This window comes from Microbacterium sp. PRC9 (assembly GCF_031844125.1).
Classification (GTDB): Bacteria; Actinomycetota; Actinomycetes; order Actinomycetales; family Microbacteriaceae; genus Microbacterium.
In genome coordinates, this window is the sequence record NZ_JAUZUR010000006.1 from 91,600 (window position 1) to 108,582 (window position 16,983).

Annotated in this window: 13 protein-coding genes and 1 tRNA gene; 7 read left to right on the forward strand and 7 right to left on the reverse strand. The window is 68.9% G+C overall.

Features of this window, described 5'->3' with window-relative positions:
* The first annotated feature begins 69 nt into the window (after nt 1-69).
* From gltB to Q9R33_RS14260, 4 genes are all read left to right on the forward strand, one after another.
* Nucleotides 70-4,677: a glutamate synthase large subunit gene (gene gltB / locus Q9R33_RS14245; RefSeq protein ID WP_396654109.1), complete on the forward strand. Its 4,608-nt coding sequence runs from the start codon at nt 70-72 to the stop codon at nt 4,675-4,677.
* Nucleotides 4,670-6,136: a glutamate synthase subunit beta gene (locus Q9R33_RS14250; RefSeq protein ID WP_056367251.1), complete on the forward strand. Its 1,467-nt coding sequence runs from the start codon at nt 4,670-4,672 to the stop codon at nt 6,134-6,136. Before gltB ends, Q9R33_RS14250 begins: the two co-directional genes overlap by 8 nt.
* Nucleotides 6,137-6,183: 47 nt before the next feature.
* The gene (gene pyk, locus Q9R33_RS14255; protein WP_056367250.1) at nt 6,184-7,632 is read left to right on the forward strand and encodes a pyruvate kinase; all 1,449 of its coding nucleotides are present in this window, start codon (nt 6,184-6,186) and stop codon (nt 7,630-7,632) included.
* A gap of 75 nt (nt 7,633-7,707) precedes the next feature.
* Entirely contained in the window at nt 7,708-8,097 is a 390-nt protein-coding gene (locus Q9R33_RS14260) for an SHOCT domain-containing protein (protein WP_311294178.1), read from the forward strand.
* A gap of 73 nt (nt 8,098-8,170) precedes the next feature.
* Here Q9R33_RS14260 and Q9R33_RS14265 read toward each other — a convergent pair whose 3' ends face one another.
* The 5 genes from Q9R33_RS14265 to Q9R33_RS14285 all read right to left on the reverse strand — a co-directional run bounded on the left by Q9R33_RS14265 (nt 8,171) and on the right by Q9R33_RS14285 (nt 10,692).
* Nucleotides 8,171-8,938 carry an ABC transporter permease gene (locus tag Q9R33_RS14265; RefSeq protein WP_056367249.1) on the reverse strand — a complete coding sequence of 256 codons (768 nt, stop codon included), beginning with the start codon at nt 8,936-8,938 and terminating at the stop codon, nt 8,171-8,173.
* Nucleotides 8,935-9,717 (reverse strand): ATP-binding cassette domain-containing protein, encoded by a 783-nt coding sequence (locus Q9R33_RS14270; RefSeq protein WP_311294179.1) that lies wholly within the window; start codon nt 9,715-9,717, stop codon nt 8,935-8,937. The genes Q9R33_RS14265 and Q9R33_RS14270 overlap by 4 nt, the downstream gene beginning before the upstream one ends.
* Nucleotides 9,714-10,082: a DUF1048 domain-containing protein gene (locus Q9R33_RS14275; RefSeq protein WP_056367247.1), complete on the reverse strand. Its 369-nt coding sequence runs from the start codon at nt 10,080-10,082 to the stop codon at nt 9,714-9,716. Before Q9R33_RS14275 ends, Q9R33_RS14270 begins: the two co-directional genes overlap by 4 nt.
* A 2-nt stretch (nt 10,083-10,084) precedes the next feature.
* A complete protein-coding gene (locus Q9R33_RS14280; RefSeq protein WP_056367246.1) occupies nt 10,085-10,444 on the reverse strand; it encodes a PadR family transcriptional regulator in 360 nt (119 codons plus the stop codon).
* A 165-nt stretch (nt 10,445-10,609) separates the two neighbouring features.
* Nucleotides 10,610-10,692, reverse strand: a tRNA-Leu gene (locus tag Q9R33_RS14285).
* A 47-nt stretch (nt 10,693-10,739) separates the two neighbouring features.
* Here Q9R33_RS14285 and Q9R33_RS14290 point away from each other — a divergent pair.
* Nucleotides 10,740-11,363, forward strand: a complete 624-nt coding sequence (locus Q9R33_RS14290; RefSeq protein WP_109209425.1) for an ANTAR domain-containing response regulator — start codon at nt 10,740-10,742, stop codon at nt 11,361-11,363.
* 68 nt (nt 11,364-11,431) lie between these two features.
* Here Q9R33_RS14290 and Q9R33_RS14295 read toward each other — a convergent pair whose 3' ends face one another.
* Nucleotides 11,432-11,863, reverse strand: coding sequence for a hotdog fold thioesterase (locus tag Q9R33_RS14295; protein ID WP_045302437.1), 432 nt, complete (start codon nt 11,861-11,863; stop codon nt 11,432-11,434).
* 63 nt (nt 11,864-11,926) lie between these two features.
* On the opposite strand from Q9R33_RS14295, the gene polA reads away from it, so the two are divergent.
* Nucleotides 11,927-14,584 carry a DNA polymerase I gene (gene polA / locus Q9R33_RS14300; RefSeq protein WP_311294180.1) on the forward strand — a complete coding sequence of 886 codons (2,658 nt, stop codon included), beginning with the start codon at nt 11,927-11,929 and terminating at the stop codon, nt 14,582-14,584.
* A 76-nt stretch (nt 14,585-14,660) separates the two neighbouring features.
* On the forward strand, nt 14,661-16,334 hold the full coding sequence (locus tag Q9R33_RS14305; protein WP_310246468.1) for a DUF885 domain-containing protein: 1,674 nt from the start codon (nt 14,661-14,663) through the stop codon (nt 16,332-16,334).
* On the opposite strand, the gene Q9R33_RS14310 is transcribed toward Q9R33_RS14305, so the two are convergent.
* On the reverse strand, nt 16,335-16,964 hold the full coding sequence (locus Q9R33_RS14310; protein WP_310246465.1) for a phosphoribosyltransferase family protein: 630 nt from the start codon (nt 16,962-16,964) through the stop codon (nt 16,335-16,337).
* Between the last annotated feature and the right edge of the window lie 19 nt (nt 16,965-16,983).

Genomic DNA, 16,983 nt, shown 5'->3' on the forward strand with positions numbered 1-16,983 from the left:
TCTCCCCCCGAAGAGCGCGCCCAGGGCCGACGTCGTCCCATCTTGACTATCAACGTGAGGACGGTAGGTATGGCTTCGAGCCCCCGTTCCGTCGCCTCTGCGGAGGCGAACTTCCCCGCTGCGTCCGGCCGTGCCGGATTCCCGCAGAAGCAGGGGATGTACAACCCTGCCTTCGAGAAGGATGCCTGCGGCCTGGCGATGGTGGCCACGCTGCGCGGTGAGGCCGGCCACGACATCATCGATCTGGCCCTGACCGCCCTGCGCAACCTCGAGCACCGAGGCGCCATCGGCTCCGACGCCGGCACCGGCGACGGCGCGGGCATCCTGACGCAGATGCCCGACGCGTTCCTGCGTGCGGTGGCCGGCTTCGACCTGCCGCCGGTGGGCGAGTACGCCGCCGGCCTCGTCTTCCTGCCGCGCGACGCCGAGGCGCGCGCCACCCAGAAGAGCGGAATCGAGCGGATCGCAGCATCCGAGGGTCTGACGGTGCTCGGCTGGCGCGACGTCCCGACCTCCGACGAGAACCTGGGCAAGCTCGCCTTCGAGGCGCGCCCGGTCTTCGAGCAGCTCTTCATCTCACGTCCCGCGACCGGCGACGCCGCGGCGCTCTCGGGCATCGCACTCGACCGCCGCGCCTACCGCCTGCGGGCCCGGGCACGCACCGAGCTCGACGCGTACTTCGTGTCGCTGTCGTCGCGCACGCTCGGCTACAAGGGCATGGTCACGACGCTCCAGCTCGAGCCGTTCTACCCCGACCTGCAGGACGAGCGCTTCGCCTCCGAGCTCGCGGTGGTGCACTCGCGCTACTCGACCAACACCTTCCCGTCGTGGCCGCTCGCGCAGCCGCTGCGCATGCTCGCCCACAACGGCGAGATCAACACCGTCAACGGCAACCGCAACTGGATGCGCGCCCGTCAGTCGCAGCTCGAGTCCGAGCTGCTCGGCGACATCCAGCCGCTGCTGCCCATCTGCACCACCGGTGCGAGCGACTCGGCCTCGTTCGACGAGGTGCTCGAGCTCCTCACGCTGACGGGTCGGAGCCTCCCGCACGCCATCATGATGATGGTGCCCGAGGCCTACGAGAAGCAGGCCGACATCGACCCGAAGCTGCGGGCGTTCTACGAGTTCCACTCCATGCAGATGGAGCCGTGGGACGGCCCGGCCGCGCTCATCTTCACGGACGGCACGCTCGTCGGCGCCACGCTCGACCGCAACGGCCTGCGCCCCGGTCGCTGGACCGAGACGACCGACGGCCTCATCGTCATCGGCAGCGAGACCGGTGTGCTCGACTTCGAGCCCGAGCGGATCAAGCGTCGCGGGCGCCTGCGCCCCGGACGCATGTTCCTCGTCGACACGGCCGAGCGCCGCATCATCGAGGACGACGAGATCAAGGCACAGCTCGCCGACCAGGAGCCGTGGCAGGAATGGCTCGACTCCGGCCGCGTCCGCCTCGCCGACCTTCCCGAGCGCGAGCACATCGTGCACCCCATCGCCTCGATCACGCGGCGTCAGCGCACCTTCGGCTACACCGAGGAAGAGGTCAAGATCCTCCTCACGCCGATGGGGCAGAACGGCGCCGAGCCGCTCGGTGCCATGGGCTCCGACACGCCGGTCGCCGTCCTGAGCGAGCGCCCGCGTCTGCTGTTCGACTACTTCACACAGCAGTTCGCGCAGGTCACCAACCCGCCGCTGGACTCCATCCGCGAAGAGGTCGTCACGTCGCTCGGCCTGGGCCTCGGTCCTGAGCGCAACCTCCTCGAGTGGGGGCCCGAGCACACGCGCGTCGTGACGCTCGACTTCCCGGTGATCGACAACGACGAGCTCGCCAAGATCCAGCACATCGACACCGCGCTCCCCGGCCGCACGTCGGTCACGATCCGCGGCCTGTACCGCGTCGAGGCCGGCCACAAGGGCATGAAGAAGCGCCTCGAGCAGATGTGCCAGGAGGTCGACCAGGCCATCGAGGACGGCGCCGAGTTCATCGTGCTGTCCGACCGCGACTCCAACAAGGACCTGGCGCCGATCCCGTCGCTGCTCATGCTCGCGGCCGTGCACCACCACCTCATCCGCAAGCAGACGCGCATGAAGTGCGGTCTCGTGGTCGAGGCGGGCGACGTGCGCGAGGTGCACCACATCGCGACCCTGATCGGGTACGGGGCATCCGCCGTCAACCCGTACCTCGCGATGGAGACCGTCGAGTATCTGGTGCGTGCCGGCTTCATCACCGGCATCGCGCCCGAGAAGGCCGTCAAGAACCTGATCTACGCGCTCGGCAAGGGCGTGCTCAAGATCATGTCGAAGATGGGCATCTCGACCGTTTCGTCCTACGCCGGCGCCCAGGTGTTCGAGGCCGTCGGCCTGTCGCAGGACTTCGTCGACACGTACTTCACCGGCACCGAGTCCAAGCTCGGCGGCGTCGGACTCGACGTCATCGCCGCCGAGAACGCCGCCCGGCACGCGTACGCGTACCCGCAGGATGCTGCGGTCCGGGCGCACGAGCGGCTCTGGACGGGTGGCGAGTACCAGTGGCGCCGCGACGGGTCGCCCCACCTGTTCAACCCCGACACGGTGTTCCGCCTGCAACACTCGACGCGAACGCGCCGGTACGACATCTTCCGCGAGTACACGAAGCTCGTCGACGACCAGGCGAACGAGCTGAAGACGCTGCGCGGCCTGTTCGCGCTCAAGACCGAGGGTCGCACGCCCGTGCCGATCGACGAGGTCGAGTCGGTGGCGTCGATCGTCAAGCGCTTCTCGACGGGTGCGATGAGCTACGGCTCCATCTCGCGCGAAGCCCACGAGACGCTCGCGATCGCGATGAACCGCATCGGCGGCAAGTCGAACACCGGCGAGGGCGGCGAGGACGTGGACCGCCTCCTCGACCCCGAGCGTCGCAGCTCCATCAAGCAGGTCGCTTCGGGCCGCTTCGGCGTCACGAGCCTCTACCTGACGGAGTCGGACGACATCCAGATCAAGCTCGCGCAGGGCGCCAAGCCCGGCGAGGGTGGGCAGCTGCCGCCGACCAAGGTGTATCCGTGGGTCGCACGGACGCGTCACGCGACCGCCGGGGTGGGTCTCATCTCGCCGCCGCCGCACCACGACATCTACTCGATCGAGGACCTCAAGCAGCTCATCTTCGACCTGAAGCGCGCCAACCCCGGCGCGCGGGTCCACGTGAAGCTGGTGAGCCAGTCCGGCATCGGCGCGGTCGCCGCCGGCACCGCCAAGGCGCTGGCCGACGTCATCCTGGTGTCGGGCCACGACGGCGGCACCGGTGCGAGCCCGCTGAACTCGCTCAAGCACGCGGGCACGCCGTGGGAGCTCGGCCTCGCGGAGACGCAGCAGACGCTCATGCTCAACGGCATGCGCGACCGCGTGGTCGTGCAGGTCGACGGCCAACTCAAGACCGGCCGCGACGTCATCATCGGCGCACTGCTGGGCGCGGAGGAGTTCGGCTTCGCCACGGCGCCGCTCGTCGTGTCGGGCTGCATCATGATGCGCGTCTGCCACCTCGACACCTGCCCCGTGGGGGTCGCGACGCAGAACCCGGTCCTGCGCGAGCGCTTCAACGGCAAGCCGGAGTTCGTCGTGAACTTCATGGAGTTCATCGCCGAAGAGGTGCGCGAGTACCTCGCGTCCCTCGGCCTGCGCTCGCTCGACGAGGCGATCGGCCGCAGCGACCTGCTCGACATCGACGGTGCGGTGAACCACTGGAAGGCGAACGGCCTGGACCTCGGTCCCGTGCTCGACGGCCCGGTCTTCGCCGACGACGAGCCGCGCCGCAACACGACCGCGCAGCTGCACGAGCTCGACGAGCACTTCGACGTCGGACTCATCGAGCGCGCACAGGACGTCATCGCGAACGGCGGCGAGATCACGATCGACCTGCCGATCCGCAACACGGAGCGCGCGGTCGGCACGCTGCTGGGTCACCACGTGACCAAGGCACGCGGCGAGAACGGGCTGCGTTCGGGGAGCATCGTCGTCAACCTCACCGGGTCGGCGGGCCAGTCGTTCGGCGCGTTCATGCCCGCGGGCATCACGCTTCGCCTCGAGGGCGACTCCAACGACTACGTCGGCAAGGGGCTCTCGGGCGGTCAGATCGTCGTCCGCCCGCCGCGCGGAGCCACGTTCGACGCGTCCCAGAACGTCATCGCGGGCAACGTGATCGGCTACGGCGCGACGCTCGGGACGATGTTCCTGCGCGGCGTCGTGGGCGAGCGCTTCTTCGTCCGCAACTCTGGTGCCACCGCGGTGGTCGAGGGCGTGGGCGACCACGCGCTCGAATACATGACCGGCGGTCTCGCGGTCATCCTCGGCGCGACCGGACGCAACCTCGGCGCCGGCATGTCCGGCGGCACCGCGTACGTGTACAAGCTCGACCGCAAACTGGTGAACCGCGAGGCGCTGGCCTCCGGCGAGCTCGAGCTCGGCGAGCTCGGCTCCGGCGACGCCGAGATCCTCCGCGACCTGCTCGAGCAGCACGTCGCCGAGACCGAATCGACCCTCGCCCAGGCTCTCCTCGACGACTTCGAGGCCGAGCTGGCGAATTTCGTCCGGGTCCTGCCGCGCGACTACGCCGCGGTGCTGCAGACCCGCCAGGAGGCCGTGGCCGAGGGGCTCGACCCCGACGGCGACGTCGTCTGGAACCGCATCCTGGAGGTGACGGGTGGCTGACCCGAAGGGCTTTCTGAAGGTCACCGAGCGCGAGCTGCCCACGCGGCGGCCGGTGCCGGTGCGCATCATGGACTGGAAAGAGGTCTACGAGCCGGGCGACGCGGCGGTGCTGCGCCGGCAGGCCGGACGCTGCATGGACTGCGGCGTGCCGTTCTGCCACAAGGGCTGCCCGCTCGGCAACCTGATCCCGGAGTGGAACGACCTGACGTGGCGCGGCGAAGGCCGCGCCGCCAGTGAGCGTCTGCATGCGACGAACAACTTCCCGGAGTTCACCGGGCGGCTGTGCCCCGCTCCCTGCGAGAGCTCCTGCGTCCTCGGCATCAACCAGCCGGCGGTGACCATCAAGCAAGTCGAGGTCTCGATCGCCGACGAGGCGTTCGCGAACGGCTGGATCGAGCCGGAGCCCCCGGGGCGCCTCACCGGCAAGACGGTCGCCGTCGTCGGGTCGGGTCCTGCCGGTCTCGCAGCCGCGCAGCAGCTGACGCGCGCCGGCCACACCGTCGCCGTGTTCGAGCGCGACGACCGCATCGGCGGTCTCCTGCGCTACGGCATCCCCGACTTCAAGATGGAGAAGAAGCACCTCGAGTCGCGTCTTCGCCAGATGCAGGACGAGGGCACCCGCTTCCGCGCGGGCGTCGAGATCGGCAAGGACATCACCTGGGCCGACCTGCGCGCCCGTTACGACGCGGTCGTCATCGCCACCGGCGCGACGGTGCCGCGCGAGCTCGCGATCCCCGGACGCGACCTGGCCGGCGTGCACTTCGCGATGGAGTACCTCGTCGAGTCGAACAAGGCCGTCGCAGGTGATGCCGTCGCCAACCAGATCACGGCCGAGGGCAAGCACGTCGTCGTCATCGGCGGCGGCGACACCGGCGCCGACTGCATCGGCACGGCGCACCGTCACGGCGCGCTGAGCGTCACGAACCTCGCGATCGGCCGCCGCCCTCCGGGCGAGCGTCCCGAGCACCAGCCGTGGCCGATGGACCCGCTCGTGTTCGAGGTGCAGTCCGCCCACGAAGAGGGCGGGGAGCGTGCCTTCCTCGCCTCGACCGTCGAGTTCCTCGCGAACGACGCCGGCGAGGTGCGCGCGCTGCGCGTCGCCGAGACCGAGTTCGTCGACGGCCGCCGCGTGCCCAAGAGCGGTACCGAGCGTGAGATCCCCGCCGACCTCGTGCTGATCGCGATGGGCTTCACCGGCCCGGAGCGCGCCCTCCTCGAGGACCAGCTCGGCGCCCGCTTCACCGAGCGGGGGAACGTCCGCCGCGAGGACGACTACCAGACGACCGCCCCGGGCGTGTTCGTGGCCGGCGACGCCGGCCGCGGCCAGTCGCTCATCGTGTGGGCGATCGCCGAGGGACGCGCCGCCGCAGCCAGCGTCGACCGATTCCTCATGGGGGAGACGGAGCTGCCTGCTCCGGTCCGCCCGACCGATGTCGCCATCGGCCTGCAGCCCGCGTAGGCTGGCCGAGGCACTCGCCACCTTCAACCCACCGGAGAAAACCACGGATGAGACGCGCCAAGATCGTCGCCACCCTGGGGCCCGCCACGTCGTCGTATGAGATGGTCCGCGCGATCATCGATGCCGGCGTCGACGTCGCCCGCTTCAATCTGAGCCACGGGGACTACTCGGTCCACGACAACAACTTCGCCAACGTGCGCAAGGCCGCCGACGACGCCGGACGGGCGGTCGCGATCCTCGTCGACCTCCAGGGTCCGAAGATCCGCCTCGGCAAGTTCGAGAACGGACCGCACGAGCTGGCGGTCGGCGACATCTTCAAGATCACCACGGAAGACATCCTCGGCACCAAGGAGATCGTCGGCACGACGTTCAAGGGCCTCCCGAACGACGTCAAGCCGGGTGACTTCCTCCTCATCGACGACGGCAAGGTCCGCGTCGAGGTCGTCGAGACCGACGGCACCGTCGTCACCACCAAGGTGATCGTCGCGGGCCCCGTCTCGAACAACAAGGGCATCAACCTGCCCGGCGTCGCGGTCAACGTCCCTGCGCTGTCCGAGAAGGACGAGGCCGACCTCCGCTGGGGTCTGCGCGCCGGCGCCGACATCATCGCCCTGTCGTTCGTGCGCGACGCGAAGGACGTCCAGCGCGTCCACGTGATCATGGCCGAAGAGGGGCGCCACGTGCCCGTCATCGCCAAGATCGAGAAGCCGCAGGCCGTCGACAACCTCGAGGAGATCATCGACGCGTTCGACGGCATCATGGTCGCCCGCGGCGACCTCGGCGTCGAGCTGCCCCTCGAGGCGGTGCCGATCGTGCAGAAGCGCGCCGTCGAGCTCTGCCGTCGTATGGCCAAGCCCGTCATCGTCGCGACGCAGATGCTCGAGTCGATGATCGAGAACCCGGTGCCCACGCGCGCCGAGACGAGCGACGTCGCCAACGCCGTCCTCGACGGCGCGGACGCGGTCATGCTCTCGGGCGAGACCAGCGTCGGCAAGTACCCGGTCGTGGTCGTCGAGACGATGGCGCGCATCGTGGACTCGACCGAGGAGCACGGTCTGGACCGCATCCAGCCGCTCACGACGAAGCCCCGCACGCAGGGCGGCGCGATCACGCTCGCGGCCATGGAGGTCGCCGAGTTCGTCGACGCGAAGTTCCTCTGCATCTTCACCGAGTCGGGCGACACCGCTCGCCGCATGTCTCGCCTGCGTCCCCGCATCCCCATGATCGGGTTCGCGCCCGAGCCGGCGATCCGCCGTCGGATGGCGCTGACGTGGGGTGTGCAGTCGACGCTCGTCGAGCACGTCGCGCACACCGACCTGATGTTCATCCAGGTCGACGACTACCTGCTGTCGAACGACCTCGCGAAGGTCGGCGACAAGGTCGTCGTGATCTCGGGATCCCCTCCCGGAATCATCGGCTCGACGAACGACATCCGCATCCACAAGGTGGGCGACGCGGTGCACGGCAAGGCGCCGATCTACAAGACACGGGACTGACACGTCCCTCATCCCGACGGCTGCGACCACTACTGTGGTCGCAGCCGTCCGGCTTTTCTGAAAGAGGTGACGCCGATGTGGTTCGGTGATTTCTGGTGGTTCCTGCTGTGGAGCTTCTACTTCATCGCGTATCTGTACGTGGTGATCGTGATCATCACGGACCTGTTCCGTGACGAGGCGCTCAACGGCTGGCTCAAGGCGCTGTGGATCATCGCCCTCGTCTTCGTGCCGTTCCTGACGGCACTGATCTACATCATCGCCCGCGGCAGGGGCATGGCCACCCGCGCGCAGGCCGCGCGCGGGGGAGTGGTGGCCGAGTCCGACGACTACCGTCCCTCCGCCTCGTCGAGTCCTGCAGAGGACATCGCGCAGGCGAAGGCGCTCCTCGACGCCGGCGCGATCTCGCAGGGCGAGTTCGACGCCCTGAAGAGCAAGGCGCTCGGCAACCAGTACTTCGGCGCGTAACCGGCGAGAACAGTGAAGAGCGGATGCCTCGATTCGAGGCATCCGCTCTTCCCTTTGCACCGGCCTGCCGGCGTCAGCTGATCTTCTTGCGGTAGATCGCCATCGACGCGATGTACGCGACGACGAGGATGCCGACCAGCCAAGCCATCGCGACCCAGATGTCGGTGCCGACCGGCTCGCCGGCGAACAGCGCGCGCATCGAGTCGACGATCGAGGTGACCGGCTGGTTCTCGGCGAACCACTGCACCGGGCCCGGCATGCTCTCGGTCGGGACGAACGCCGAGCTGATGAACGGCAGGAAGATGAGCGGGTACGAGAACGCGCTCGCGCCGTCCACCGTCTTCGCCGTCAGGCCCGGGATCACCGCGAGCCACGTGAGCGCCAGCGTGAACAGCACCAGCATGCCGATCACGCCCATCCAGGCGCCGAAGCTCGCGCCGGTGCGGAACCCCATCAGCAGCGCCACGCCGATGACGAGCGCCAGCGAGACGAGGATCGAGACGAGCGACGTCAGCACGTGCGCCCACAGGACTCCCGACCGCGCGATCGGCAGCGACTGGAACCGCTCGAAGATGCCGCTCTGCATGTCCAGGAACAGCCGGTACGCCGTGTAGGCGATGCCCGACGCGATCGTGATCAGCAGGATGCCCGGAAGCATGTAGTCGATGTACGATCCCTTCGCGCCGCCGGTGTCGATCGCCCCGCTGAAGACGTAGACGAACAGCAGCATGAGCGCGATCGGGGTGACCGCGGTGGTGATGATCGTGTCGGGGCTGCGCAGGATGTGCCGCAGCGAGCGGCTGGTGAGAACGGCGGTGTCGCCGATCACGTGCGTGGTCATGACTCCTCCTTCGCGGATGCGGTGTCGTCTTCGCCGGTGAGGGCGAAGAAGACGTCTTCCAGGCTCGGCTGCTTCTCGACGTACTCCACCTTCGCGGGCGGCAGCAGCTGCTTGAGCTCGGCCAGCGTGCCGTCGACGATGATGCGGCCCTTGTGGAGGATCGCGATGCGGTCGGCGAGCTGCTCGGCCTCTTCGAGGTACTGCGTGGTCAGCAGCACGGTCGTGCCGCCCCGGGCCAGCTCCCGCACCGCATCCCAGACCTCGAGGCGCGCCGCGGGGTCGAGACCGGTCGTCGGCTCGTCGAGGAAGATCACCGGCGGGTCGCCGATGAGGCTCATCGCGATGTCGAGCCGGCGCCGCATGCCGCCGGAGTACGTCGACACCTTGCGGGAGCCGGCATCCGTCAGCGAGAAGCGTTCGAGCAGGCCGTCCGCGATCGCACCCGGGTCGGGGAGGTGGCGGAGCTGCGCGATGAGCACGAGGTTCTCGCGGCCGCTCAGCACCTCGTCGACGGCGGCGAACTGCCCGGTGAGGCTGATCGTCTCGCGCACCTTCTGAGCCTGGGCGGCGACGTCGAAGCCGGCGATGGCGGCGGTGCCGGCATCGGCCTTGAGCAGCGTCGACAGGATGCGGACGACCGTGGTCTTTCCCGCGCCGTTCGAGCCGAGCAGCGCGAAGATGCTGCCCCGCGCCACGTCGAAGTCGACGCCCTTGAGCACATGCAGGTCCTTGTAGGACTTCTCGAGTCCCTGGACCCGGATGGCGGTGTCCACGCTCATTTCTGGGCTCCTCCTTCTGCGTCGTCGATCGCCTTGTTGAGGCGTGCGCGCTCCTTGTCGATCCACTGCTTGCCGGAGTAGGCGGCGGTGAACTCCTCGGCGAACGCCGAGGCGTCCTCGCCGACGATGTCGCGGACGGGCGTCCCGTCGGCGGCCGCGCGCTCCCAGAGGTCGGCGGAGTCGCCGAGCATCTGCATCATCGTCACGCCGTCGGTCATGCCGCCGACGGTCATGAAGTACCGGTCCAGCGCCTTCGCGGCGCCGCGGTAGGGCTCGGGCAGCGCCTCGATGCGCGCCTTGTACTGGCGGTACTGCTTCTTCTGCTCGAGCGAGCCGGTGACGACTTCGTACCACTTGGCGGCCATGATCAGTCCTCTTCCTGGGGGTTGGCGTTGCTGTCTGCGTGTTCGCGGTGGAGCTGTTCGATGCGTTCTGCGAGGAAGCTCCAGGTCCTCCAGAACTCCGCGAGCTGCTCGCGGCCCTGCGCGTTGAGGGAGTACACCTTGCGCGGCGGTCCCTTCTCCGACGGGACCTTCTCGACGTCGACGAGGCCGCGCTGCTCGACCCTGACCAGCAGGGCGTAGACGGTGCCTTCGGCGATGTCGGAGAAGCCCTGGTCCCGCAGCCACGAGGTGATCTCGTACCCGTAGGCGGGCCGGCCCGAGAGGATCGCGAGCACGATGCCCTCCAGCGTCCCCTTGAGCATCTCGGTCTCCTGCTTGCCCATGGCGCACCTCCTTCTCACTACTCAGTGTTGTTGACTACTGGTAGACAGTAACACTAGGTACCGGTACTTAGCAACAACGAATACCAATAATGTTCGGAGGGTCGTGAAACGACGAAGAGCGGATGCCTCGAGTCGAGGCATCCGCTCTTTTGGATGTCAGGGGAGTGCCGGTGGTGGGAGTCGAACCCACACGCCCTTGCGGGCAACCGAGTTTGAGTCGGTCGCGTCTGCCATTCCGCCACACCGGCCTGCGCGCCGCGGCGCGCGTCCGCGATTGACCATACCGTAGGATTCAATGGTGACTGAGCAGGAGCAGACCGCCGCATCGACGGCATCCACCCCCCGCCGCGTCGTGGTCGCCGAAGACGAGTCGCTCATCCGACTCGACATCGTCGAGATCCTCCGCGACAACGGATTCGACGTCGTCGGCGAGGCCGGAGACGGAGAGACCGCGGTGGCCCTCGCCACCGAGCTGCGTCCCGACCTCGTGATCATGGACGTCAAGATGCCGCAGCTCGACGGCATCTCGGCGGCTGAGAAGCTCAGCAAGAACCACATCGCCCCGGTCGTGCTGCTCACCGCCTTCAGCCAGAAGGAGCTCGTCGAGCGCGCGAGCGAAGCGGGCGCCCTCGCGTACGTGGTCAAGCCGTTCACGCCGAACGACCTGCTGCCCGCGATCGAGATCGCGCTGGCCCGCTACGAGCAGATCATCACGCTCGAGGCCGAGGTCGCCGACATGGTCGAGCGCTTCGAGACCCGCAAGCTCGTCGACCGCGCGAAGGGCCTTCTCAACGAGAAGATGGGCCTCTCGGAGCCCGAGGCGTTCCGCTGGATCCAGAAGGCGTCGATGGACCGCCGCCTCACCATGCAGGACGTCGCGAAGGCGATCATCGAGCAGCTGGCGCCCAAGAAGGGCTGACCCTCACGACTTCAAGAGAAGCGGATGCCTCGTGACGAGGCATCCGCTTCTTCCATTCCCGTGCGGGTTCAGACGGGCGGCAGTTCCTTGATGTGGTTCGTGATGCGCACCGTCGAACAGCGACGGCCGGCCTCGTCGGTGACGACGATCTCGTGGACGGCGAGCGTGCGACCGAGATGGATGGGCGTGCAGACGCCGGTCACGATGCCCGAGGTCGCCGAGCGCGTGTGGGTCGCGTTGATGTCGACGCCGACCGCGAGCTTGCCCGGACCGGCGTACAGGTTCGCCGCCATCGAGCCGAGCGATTCACCCAGCACCACGTAGGCGCCACCGTGCAGGAGGCCGACCGGCTGGGTGTTCCCCTCCACCGGCATCGTGGCCACCGCACGCTCGACGGAGAACTCGGTGAAGACGATCCCCATCTTCTCGGCGAGCGCGCCCATGCCGCGATTCGCAGCCCACGCGAGGCCGTCGACGGGGGAGGGGGAGTGCTCGGGCATGCGTCGCCTTCGGGGGTGCGGGGCGGGAGATCGGGTGTCGCCGGCCCTGACTAGGCTTGCAGGGTGACGGACTCCGCAAAGCCTACCCTTCTCGTCGTCGACGGCCATTCGCTGGCATATCGGGCGTTCTACGCCCTCCCGGTCGACAACTTCTCGACGAAGGACGGCCAGCACACGAACGGGATCTACGGGTTCCTCGCGATGCTGATCAACCTGATCAAGGCGGAGAAGCCGACCCACCTGGCGGTGGCTTTCGACACCTCCCGGCAGTCCTTCCGCACCCGCGAGTACACCGAGTACAAGGCGAACCGCTCCGAGACGCCGTCCGAGTTCAAGGGGCAGATCCCGCTCCTTCAGGACTGCCTTGCGGCGATGAGCATCCGCGTCCTCCAGCAGGAGGACATCGAGGCCGACGACATCCTCGCGACCCTGGCGACGCAGGGCTCGTCGCAGGGGTTCCACGTGCTCGTGTGCTCGGGCGACCGCGACACGATCCAGCTCGTGAACGACGACGTCACGCTCCTCTACCCGAACGTGCAGGGCGTCTCGCAGCTCAAGCGCTACGACCGCGACGCCGTCATCGAGCGCTACGGCGTACCGCCCGAGCAGTACCCCGACATCGCGGCACTCGTCGGTGAGACGAGCGACAACCTGCCCGGCGTGCCGAAGGTCGGCGAGAAGACCGCCGTGAAGTGGCTCACTCAATTCGGCTCGCTCGACGCGCTGCTCGAGGGCGCCGACTCGATCAAGGGCGTCGTCGGCGGCAACCTGCGCGAGCACATCGAGGACGTCCGTCGCAACCGCCGCCTCAATCGGCTCCTGACCGACGTCGACCTGCCGCTCGGCCCGGAAGACCTCGAAGTGCAGCCGATGGACGCACAGGCGGTGCGCGACATCTTCTCTCGCCTCGAGTTCAAGACCCTCATCCCGCGCGTGGCAGAGCTGGCGGGCATCGAGCAGCAGATGGCCGCGGTCACGTCGGCTGCGGCCGAGCTCGCGCCCGTCGCGAAAGAGCTCGCGCCCGCCGACTTCGCCGCGTGGCTCGAGAGCGCGACCGGCGAACTGGGGGTGACGATCGCGGTCGAGGGAGGGCTCCCGGCTCGCATCGGCGTCGCGACGGCGGATGCCGCGGCCGAGTCGTCGTGGACCCCCGAGCTCGCGGCGGCCCTCGCACCGTGGCTCACCTCCGACGCCCCCAAGGTCTTCGCCGACGCGAAGCCGCAGGTGAAGGCGCTGCGGCGTGCCGGCCTCCGCCTCGGCGGGCTCGCGTTCGACGTGATCCTCGCCGGGTGGCTGCTGCGCCCGAGCTTCCCCGACAAGACGCTCGCCGACCTCGTCGACCGCTACCTCGACGAGAAGCTGCCCGAGTCCGACCCGTCGCAGCTCGTGCCCGAGACCGAGGGCGCGACGACCGGCCAGCTGTCCTGGTACCTGATGCGCGTGGCGGCCGCGGTGCGCGCAGAGCTTCCCGAGAGCGTGGCAGCCGTCCTCACCGACATCGAGCTGCCGACACTGCACACCCTCGCTGACATGGAGCTCGCGGGCGTCGCCGTGTCGCACGCAACGCTGTCGCAGTTCTCCGGCGAGCTCGGCACCCGCGCCGACGCGCTCGCCCAGGAGGCGTACGCGGCGATCGGCCGCGAGGTGAACCTCGGCTCGCCCAAGCAGCTGCAGGAGGTGCTGTTCGAAGAGCTGCAGCTGCCGAAGACCCGCAAGACCAAGACCGGCTACTCGACGGATGCCGCGGTCCTCGCCGATCTGCAGGAGACCAACCCTCATCCGTTCCTCGACCTGCTGCTCCAGCACCGCGAGGCGACGAAGCTGCGCCAGATCATCGAGTCCCTCGACAGCGCCATCGGCGGCGACCGCACGAGCGGCGCCGACGGCCGCATCCACACGACCTATGTGCAGACGGGCAGCCAGACCGGCCGCCTGTCGAGCACCGACCCCAACCTGCAGAACATCCCGATCCGCACGGAGGAGAGCCGCCGCATCCGTTCGGCGTTCACCGTCGGCGAGGGCTACGAGACGCTGCTCACCGCCGACTACTCGCAGATCGAGATGCGCATCATGGCGCACCTCTCGGAGGACCCGGGCCTCATCGAGGCGTTCAACTCCGGAGAAGACACGCACCGCTTCGTGGGTTCGCGCGTCTTCGGCGTCGCTCCCGAGGACGTGACACCCGCGATGCGCACCAAGGTCAAGGCGATGTCGTACGGTCTCGTGTACGGGCTGTCGGCCTTCGGCTTGTCGAAACAGCTGCGCATCGAGCAGGCCGAGGCGAAGCAGCTCATGATGGAGTACTTCGCCCGTTTCGGCGCGGTGCGCGACTACCTGCGCTCCTCGGTCGAGCAGGCGCGCATCGACGGGTACACCGAGACGATCTTCGGCCGCCGGCGCCCGTTCCCCGACCTCGCGAGCCCCAACCGCGTGCTACGAGAGAACGCCGAGCGCGCAGCGCTCAATGCGCCGATCCAAGGAAGCGCCGCCGACATCATGAAGATCGCGCTCTTCCACATCCACGACGACCTCGCCGCCCAGCAGCTCGGCTCGCGCGTGCTGCTGCAGATCCACGACGAGCTCGTGATCGAAGTCGCTCCGGGGGAGTGGGACGCCGCCGAGCAGATCGTGCGCAGCCGGATGGGCGATGCCGCGCAGCTGTCGGTGCCGCTCGACGTGCAGATCGGCCGCGGCGACAACTGGGACGTCGCCGGTCACTGATCGGAGCCACGGAGGCACCTCCCGGCACCGGGATCCTCGTTTGTCGGCACCGCGTCCCATGCCTAGGCTCGGTGCTATGACAGACGAAACCCGCACGCCCACGCAGATCGACAAGATCGCTGATGCGTGGGTCGACACCCTCGCCGAACTCGAGCCGACGCTCGCGACCTACATCGGTCGTTCCGAGTACAACGACCGGTTCGGCGACTACAGCCCCGCCGGCCAGGAGAGGCTCGTGGAGGAGGGCCGCAAGACCCTCGCCGCGCTCGATGCCGCGACCGCCGACGACGACGTCGACGTCGTGACGAAGGAGGATCTCTCTCGCGAGCTCCAGTTGGAGCTCGACCTGCACGATGCCCAGTGGCACCTGCGCGATCTCAACGTGATCGCCTCGCACGCGCAGAACATCCGTTCCGCCTTCGACCTCATGCCCACCGCGACGAGCGACGACTGGTCGGTCATCGCGAAGCGCCTCGGCGCCGTCTCGGGTGCCGTCGACGGCTACGTCGCGACTCTTCGCGAGGGCATCGCGCAGGGCGTGGTGCCCGCCCGCCGGCAGGTCACCGAGGTGGCGACGCAGATCGCCCGCTACACCGCGGAGAACGGCTTCTTCGCGAGCTTCGCCGCCGAAGCCGCTCCCGAAGAGGGGCAGCTGCCCGCCTCGCTCGCGCGCGATCTCGCCGACAACGCCAACGCCGCGCGCGTGGCGTACGACGAGCTCGCGGCGTTCCTCACGAACGAGCTCGCCCCGGCCGCCACGGAGAAGGACGCTGTGGGCCGCGAGCTTTACGCGCTGCACTCGCGGCGCTTCCTCGGCGCCACGATCGACCTCGACGAGACCTACGAGTGGGGCGTCGAGGAGCTCGCGCGCATGGTCGCCGAGCAGGAGGCGATCGCGAACGAGATCAAGGCCGGCGCGACCGTCGAGGAGGCCGTCGCGCTCCTCGAGCAGGACACGAGCCGCAAGCTCTACGGCACCGACGCGCTGCAGAAGTGGATGCAGGAGACCAGCGACCGCGCCGTCGCCGAGCTCGGCAAGACCCATTTCGACATCGCCGAGCCGATCCGCAAGCTCGAGTGCATGATCGCGCCCACCAAGGAAGGCGGGATCTACTACACCGGCCCGACCGACGACTTCTCGCGTCCCGGCCGCATGTGGTGGTCGGTGCCCGAGGGCGTCGAGGACTTCGACACCTGGCGCGAGCTCACGACGGTCTACCACGAGGGCGTCCCCGGCCATCACCTCCAGATCGCGCAGGCGGTGTACAACCGCGCGCAGCTCAACACCTATCGCCGACTCCTCGGCGGCACGTCGGGACACGCCGAGGGCTGGGCGCTCTACGCCGAGCGCCTCATGGAGCAGCTGGGCTACCTGTCGGACCCCGCCGACCGCCTCGGCATGCTCGACGGCCAGCGCATGCGCGCCGCCCGCGTCGTGCTCGACATCGGCGTGCACCTCGAGAAGCCGCGTCCCGACGGCCAGGGTCCGTGGGACGCCGACTTCGCGCTCGAGTTCATGCTGCGCAACGTCAACATGCCCGACGAGTTCGTGAAGTTCGAGGTCAACCGCTACCTCGGCTGGCCGGGCCAGGCGCCGTCGTACAAGGTCGGCCAGCGCATCTGGGAGCAGCTGCGCGACGAGGTCGCCGAGCGCGAGGGCGACGCCTTCTCGATCAAGCAGTTCCACAAGCGCGCCCTCGACCTCGGCGGTGTCGGACTCGACACCCTGCGGTCCGCGCTCTCGCGCTGATCAGTCGCCGGGGTCGTGGCGCAGCAGCGCCACGACCTCGGCGTCCGTCGTCTGGCGGAAGTCGTCGTAGTACTGGCCCACGGCCCAGAAGTCTGCTTCACGATGCGGGCACACGAACCCGTCCACGGCGTCCGCCGGCGGCTCCCACTGCTCCGGCGCGACGGGGACGGCCAGCACGATCCGCTCCGGGTCGCGGGCGCGCAGCGCGCGGCACGCGGCGAGGGCGGTCGCGCCGGTGGCCACACCGTCGTCGACGACGATCGCGGTCCGCCCCGACAGTTCGACGGACGCCGAGCCGAAGGCATCCGTCCGCCGTGCCAGTTCGTCGCGCTCCGCAGCCTCCACGCGCTCGAGGTCTTCCGGCGACATCCCCGCCCACCTCATTGCGCCGGGCGTGACGATGCGCACGCCCTCGGCGATCGCGCCCACGGCGTACTCCTCATGGCCCGCGGCGCCGAGCTTGCGCACGACGACCGCGTCGAGGTCGAGTCCGAGCGCCTCGGCGACTACTGCGGCGACGACCACGCCGCCCCGCGGGATGCCGAGGACCACGGCATCCGTTCCCCGCCATCGTTCGAGCTCTGCGGCGAGCTCGCGCCCGGCGGACCGGCGATCCGCGAAGGGGATCATCCCTCCACGCTACGCTCGC

What these genes read in the sequence shown, in the direction of transcription:
- Q9R33_RS14270 (WP_311294179.1), bottom strand. Translation starts at nt 9,717, where the DNA reads ATGAGCGTGGACACCGCCATCCGGGTCCAGGGACTCGAGAAGTCCTAC.
- Q9R33_RS14265 (WP_056367249.1), bottom strand. Translation starts at nt 8,938, where the DNA reads ATGACCACGCACGTGATCGGCGACACCGCCGTTCTCACCAGCCGCTCG.
- gltB (WP_396654109.1), top strand. Translation starts at nt 70, where the DNA reads ATGGCTTCGAGCCCCCGTTCCGTCGCCTCTGCGGAGGCGAACTTCCCC.
- pyk (WP_056367250.1), top strand. Translation starts at nt 6,184, where the DNA reads ATGAGACGCGCCAAGATCGTCGCCACCCTGGGGCCCGCCACGTCGTCG.
- Q9R33_RS14310 (WP_310246465.1), bottom strand. Translation starts at nt 16,964, where the DNA reads ATGATCCCCTTCGCGGATCGCCGGTCCGCCGGGCGCGAGCTCGCCGCA.
- Q9R33_RS14290 (WP_109209425.1), top strand. Translation starts at nt 10,740, where the DNA reads ATGGTGACTGAGCAGGAGCAGACCGCCGCATCGACGGCATCCACCCCC.
- Q9R33_RS14305 (WP_310246468.1), top strand. Translation starts at nt 14,661, where the DNA reads ATGACAGACGAAACCCGCACGCCCACGCAGATCGACAAGATCGCTGAT.
- Q9R33_RS14260 (WP_311294178.1), top strand. Translation starts at nt 7,708, where the DNA reads ATGTGGTTCGGTGATTTCTGGTGGTTCCTGCTGTGGAGCTTCTACTTC.
- Q9R33_RS14275 (WP_056367247.1), bottom strand. Translation starts at nt 10,082, where the DNA reads ATGGCCGCCAAGTGGTACGAAGTCGTCACCGGCTCGCTCGAGCAGAAG.
- Q9R33_RS14295 (WP_045302437.1), bottom strand. Translation starts at nt 11,863, where the DNA reads ATGCCCGAGCACTCCCCCTCCCCCGTCGACGGCCTCGCGTGGGCTGCG.
- Q9R33_RS14280 (WP_056367246.1), bottom strand. Translation starts at nt 10,444, where the DNA reads ATGGGCAAGCAGGAGACCGAGATGCTCAAGGGGACGCTGGAGGGCATC.